The sequence below is a fragment of the Pueribacillus sp. YX66 genome (genome assembly GCF_041725775.1).
Taxonomy (GTDB): Bacteria; Bacillota; Bacilli; order Bacillales; family UBA6769; genus Pueribacillus.
In genome coordinates this window covers 1-4094 of sequence record NZ_JBEUEL010000061.1, presented here as the reverse complement: position 1 = coordinate 4094, position 4094 = coordinate 1, and the positions used below count along the sequence as shown (strand labels likewise).

Here is a 4094-nt window from a genome sequence, read left to right as displayed (position 1 = left end):
TTAAACCAATTCAAGCATTAACGCCATGCCTTGTCCGCCACCGACACAAAGGGTCGCAATTCCGTACTTCTCATTGCGGCGCATCATTTCATATAATAAGCTTATCGTAATTCTTGACCCTGTGGAGCCTAATGGGTGACCGAGGGCAATCGCTCCGCCGTTGACGTTCACTTTATTTTCGTCTAAGTTAAGCTCACGGATACAAGCAAGTGCTTGAGATGCGAACGCTTCATTCAATTCGATTAAACCGATGTCGTCTAAGCTTTTTCCTGTCCGTTCCAGCAGTTTTTGCACAGCTGGGACAGGACCGATGCCCATCACTTCTGGTGAAACGCCTGCTGCTGTCCAATCAACAATTTTTGCAAGTGGTTTTAAACCAAGTTCTTCAGCTTTTGCTTTCGTCATGATGACGAGCGCAGATGCGCCGTCGTTTCGACCGCACGCGTTTCCTGCTGTGACAGATCCACCTTCTTTAAACGCAGGTCTTAGCTTTGAAAGGACCTCAATTGTTGTTCCTGGACGTGGGAACTCGTCTTGGTCAAAGGTGATCGTGTTCTTTCTTTCTTTCACTTCGACTGGTACGATTTCATCTTTAAATTTTCCGTTTTCAATCGCCACTTGGGCACGTCGTTGGCTTTCAGCCGCAAACGCATCTTGATCTTCTCGAGAGATGTTAAAGCGTTCTGCGACGTTTTCAGCTGTCATTCCCATGCCGAGTTTCGTCCCGAACGTTTCTTGTGGCTGTTGTCCGTTTTCGGTGTTGGAATCGACGAGATGGGCTCTGTCGCCACCGAAACGGCTACCACGTAAATAGTACGGAGCTAAGCTCATGTTTTCGGTTCCGCCTGCTACGACAATGTCGGCAAGTCCAAACGAAATTTGCTGGACCGCTGATCCGATCGCTTGCATGCCTGATGCACAGAGACGGTTAATCGTAAACGCCGGTGACGTTTCAGGAATACCGGCTCTGAGGGCTGCGACTCGCGCAACGTTCGATTCGTCCGTTTGTTGACGAACTTCTCCTAAAATAACTTCATCTACTTGTTCTGGTGTAATACCTGCACGTTTGATCGCTTCTTGAATAACGGTTGAAGCAAGATGACCAGAACTGACATTTTTTAATGTGCCACCGTAACGACCAATCGCCGTTCGTGCAGCACCGACGATAACATATTCTTGTGTCATTTGATATTTCCCCCTTGTAGTTGTTATTAAACGTTGAGCCTAAGTTTTTAGCTATATTCTTTACGCAATTGGTTCGCAATAATGTTCTTTTGAATTTCGGATGTGCCTTCGTAAATGCGCGTAATGCGGGCATCACGGAAATAACGCTCGATCGGGAAATCTGAGATGTAGCCGATGCCACCATGTACTTGAACCGCTTTGTCTGCAACACGGTTGTATACTTCAGAACCGTAAAGTTTTAACATTGCAGCTTCTTTAATCACTTTCATGCCTTCGTCAACCATCCATGCGACTTTGTAAGTGAACGCACGAAGAGCTTCGATTTCAACGGCCATTTCAGCGACCATGTGGGCAACCGCTTGATGCTCGATAATCGGAACACCGAATTGGATGCGCTCTTCGACGTGCTGCATGCTCATGTCAAGCAGCTTTTGTGCGGACCCGAGGTTTCGAGCGGCTAGACCAGCGCGACCGTTCGCTAAGATTTTTAAGGCGTTGATATACCCCATTCCAACTTCGCCAAGGACGTTTTCTTCTGGCACTTCACAGTCTTCAAATACGAGTTCTGCCGAGTGTGAGCCTCTTAAGCCCATTTTCGGTTCAACATAGCCGATTTTGAAACCTGGGAAGCCTTTTTCGACGATAAAAGACGTGATGCCTTTTGCTCCTTTTTCTGGGTCCGTGACAGCCATGACGGTAAACACATCACCGTCAACGGCATTCGTAATGTAATGTTTCGTGCCGTTTAAAATATATTTGTCACCTTTTTTAACAGCTGTTGTTTTTAAGTTGACGGCATTGGAACCTGCTTCTGGCTCAGTTAGAGCAAAAGCACCGATACGGTTGCCTGCCGCCATGTCAGGTAAATATTTTTTCTTCTGTTCTTCGTTCCCCATTTCAACGATACCGACAGTTCCGATACCCGTATGGGCGCCGATGAGTGTCGTGTAGCCGTTGTGCGTCTGGCCGATTTCTTCGTATAAAGCACATTTTCCAACCATGCCAATGCCAAGTCCGCCATATTCTTCTGGAATACTGAGACCGAAAAGCCCCATTTCTTTTGATTGTTCGATGATTTTCTCAGGAATTTTGTTTTCTTTCTCAATTTGCATTGCAACGGGTTCAACTTCATTTTGAACGAAATCGCGCACGTTGTTTTTTAGAAAAACGATATCTTCAGGTAATTTAAAATCCATCGGTTATTCTCCTTTGAACATTTGTTTAACTTTATATAATGTAACAAGAATTAGTTGTTCTTGTCGCTATAATCGTAAAATCCTTTGCCACTTTTTCTGCCAAGTCTTCCTGCTTTTACATATTTGACGAGTAGCGGGCTTGGACGAAATTTCTCACCAAGGGTTTTGTGTAAATATTCCATGTTGCGAAGGCGCGTATCCAAACCGACGAGGTCTGCGAGCTCTAACGGTCCCATTGGGTGGTTAAGACCGAGTTTCATCGCTTTGTCGATATCTTCAACACTACCGACGCCTTCCATGACCATGTTCATCGCTTCGTTTCCGATGAGGCAGTTCATGCGACTCGTCGCAAAACCAGGAAATTCGTTAATTTGTACACATTCTTTTCCAATTTGTTTTCCGAATGCGAGCGCTTTTTCCATTGTTTCGTCGGAGGTTTCGAGTCCACGAATCACCTCGATGAGTTTCATTTTTGGAACGGGGTTGAAAAAGTGTAACGCGACACATTGAGCAGGACGTGTCGTTGCCGCAGCGATTTCTGTCGGACTCATCGTTGATGTGTTCGTTGCTAAAATCGCATGACGTGGTGTAATCTCATCGAGTTTTTGAAAGATCTCAATTTTTAAATCCATAAGTTCCAAGACCGCTTCGATGACGAGATCGGCATCTTTCGCTGCTTCTTCGATACTAGTCGTATAATGAATGTTTTCAAGATTTTTAGTTGCTTCAGCTTCGGTTGTTTTTCCCAATTTAACGGCGACAGAAAACTGTTCTTTCATGTAGGCTTTGCTTTGTTCTAGCATCTCTTCATTAATATCTTGAAGGGTGACGTGAATGCCGTGTAAGGCCGTCGCAAAAGCGATGCCTCTTCCCATCGTTCCGGCGCCGATGACTGCTGTTTGTTTTACCATTGATGATTACCTCCCTTTAAAATCGGCTTTTCTTTTTTCGAGAAATGCAGAAGTCCCTTCTAGTTTATCTTCGGATTCGAATAAGATCGCTTGGGATAGTTTTTCGATGATGAGCCCTGTTTTCATATCGGTTTCTGTTCCGTGATGAACGGCGAGTTTCGCAAGCATGACGGCAAGTGGACCTTTGCTAATAATTTTTTCAGCGATTTCTTCTGTTTTAGCGACGAGTTCGTCTGATGATACGACTTCACTTACAAGTCCGATCGACCGTGCTTCGTCTGCTTCAATAATTTTTCCAGTTAAAATCATTTCAAGTGCTTTACCTTTACCTACAAGACGTGCAAGACGTTGTGTCCCACCAGCTGCTGGAATGATCGCAAGGTTCAGTTCTGGAAGTCCGAGTTTCGCGTTCGTTGAAGCAACACGGATGTCACACGCCATGGCGAGTTCACAACCGCCGCCAAGCGCAAAACCGTTAATCATGGCAATTGTCGGTTTTTTGCATGCTTCGATCTGATCGTAAACTTGTGACATGCTTCCGCTTTGGAGTGCATCATGCATCGTTCGTTCTTTCAGTTGATTGATGTCCGCGCCAGCTGCGAATGATTTTTCGCCTGCACCTGTGAATACGATACATTTTACGGCGTTATCATTTTCGAGTTCCGTTACTGTAGAGGAAATTTCCTCCAATGTTTGTTTGTTAAGTGCGTTGCGAACGTCTGGACGATTAATCGTGACGTAAGCTAAATTCGTTTTTCGTTCAACGAGGATATTTTCATAACTCATGTTTCGTTCTCCTTCC

4 protein-coding genes are annotated in these 4094 nt (G+C 45.1%); all 4 read right to left on the bottom strand.

The annotated features are described in order from the left end of the window. The 4 genes from ABU914_RS15165 to ABU914_RS15150 are packed head-to-tail and all read right to left on the bottom strand — an operon-like array spanning position 1 to position 4078. Positions 1–1185 (bottom strand): thiolase family protein, encoded by a 1185-nt coding sequence (locus ABU914_RS15165; protein WP_379670534.1) that lies wholly within the window; start codon positions 1183–1185, stop codon positions 1–3. Between the two features lie 47 nt (positions 1186–1232). After that, a complete protein-coding gene (locus tag ABU914_RS15160; RefSeq protein ID WP_379670533.1) occupies positions 1233–2381 on the bottom strand; it encodes an acyl-CoA dehydrogenase family protein in 1149 nt (382 codons plus the stop codon). A 50-nt stretch (positions 2382–2431) separates the two neighbouring features. Next, complete coding sequence (locus tag ABU914_RS15155) at positions 2432–3292, bottom strand: 3-hydroxyacyl-CoA dehydrogenase family protein (RefSeq protein ID WP_379670532.1); 861 nt, start codon at positions 3290–3292, stop codon at positions 2432–2434. A gap of 6 nt (positions 3293–3298) precedes the next feature. Next, complete coding sequence (locus ABU914_RS15150; RefSeq protein WP_379670535.1) at positions 3299–4078, bottom strand: enoyl-CoA hydratase/isomerase family protein; 780 nt, start codon at positions 4076–4078, stop codon at positions 3299–3301. Positions 4079–4094 lie beyond the last annotated feature (16 nt).

Bases quoted from the DNA above. Each gene is read 5' to 3' on its own strand.
- ABU914_RS15165 (WP_379670534.1), bottom strand. From the start codon at position 1,185: ATGACACAAGAATATGTTATCGTCGGTGCTGCACGAACGGCGATTGGT.
- ABU914_RS15160 (WP_379670533.1), bottom strand. From the start codon at position 2,381: ATGGATTTTAAATTACCTGAAGATATCGTTTTTCTAAAAAACAACGTG.
- ABU914_RS15155 (WP_379670532.1), bottom strand. From the start codon at position 3,292: ATGGTAAAACAAACAGCAGTCATCGGCGCCGGAACGATGGGAAGAGGC.
- ABU914_RS15150 (WP_379670535.1), bottom strand. From the start codon at position 4,078: ATGAGTTATGAAAATATCCTCGTTGAACGAAAAACGAATTTAGCTTAC.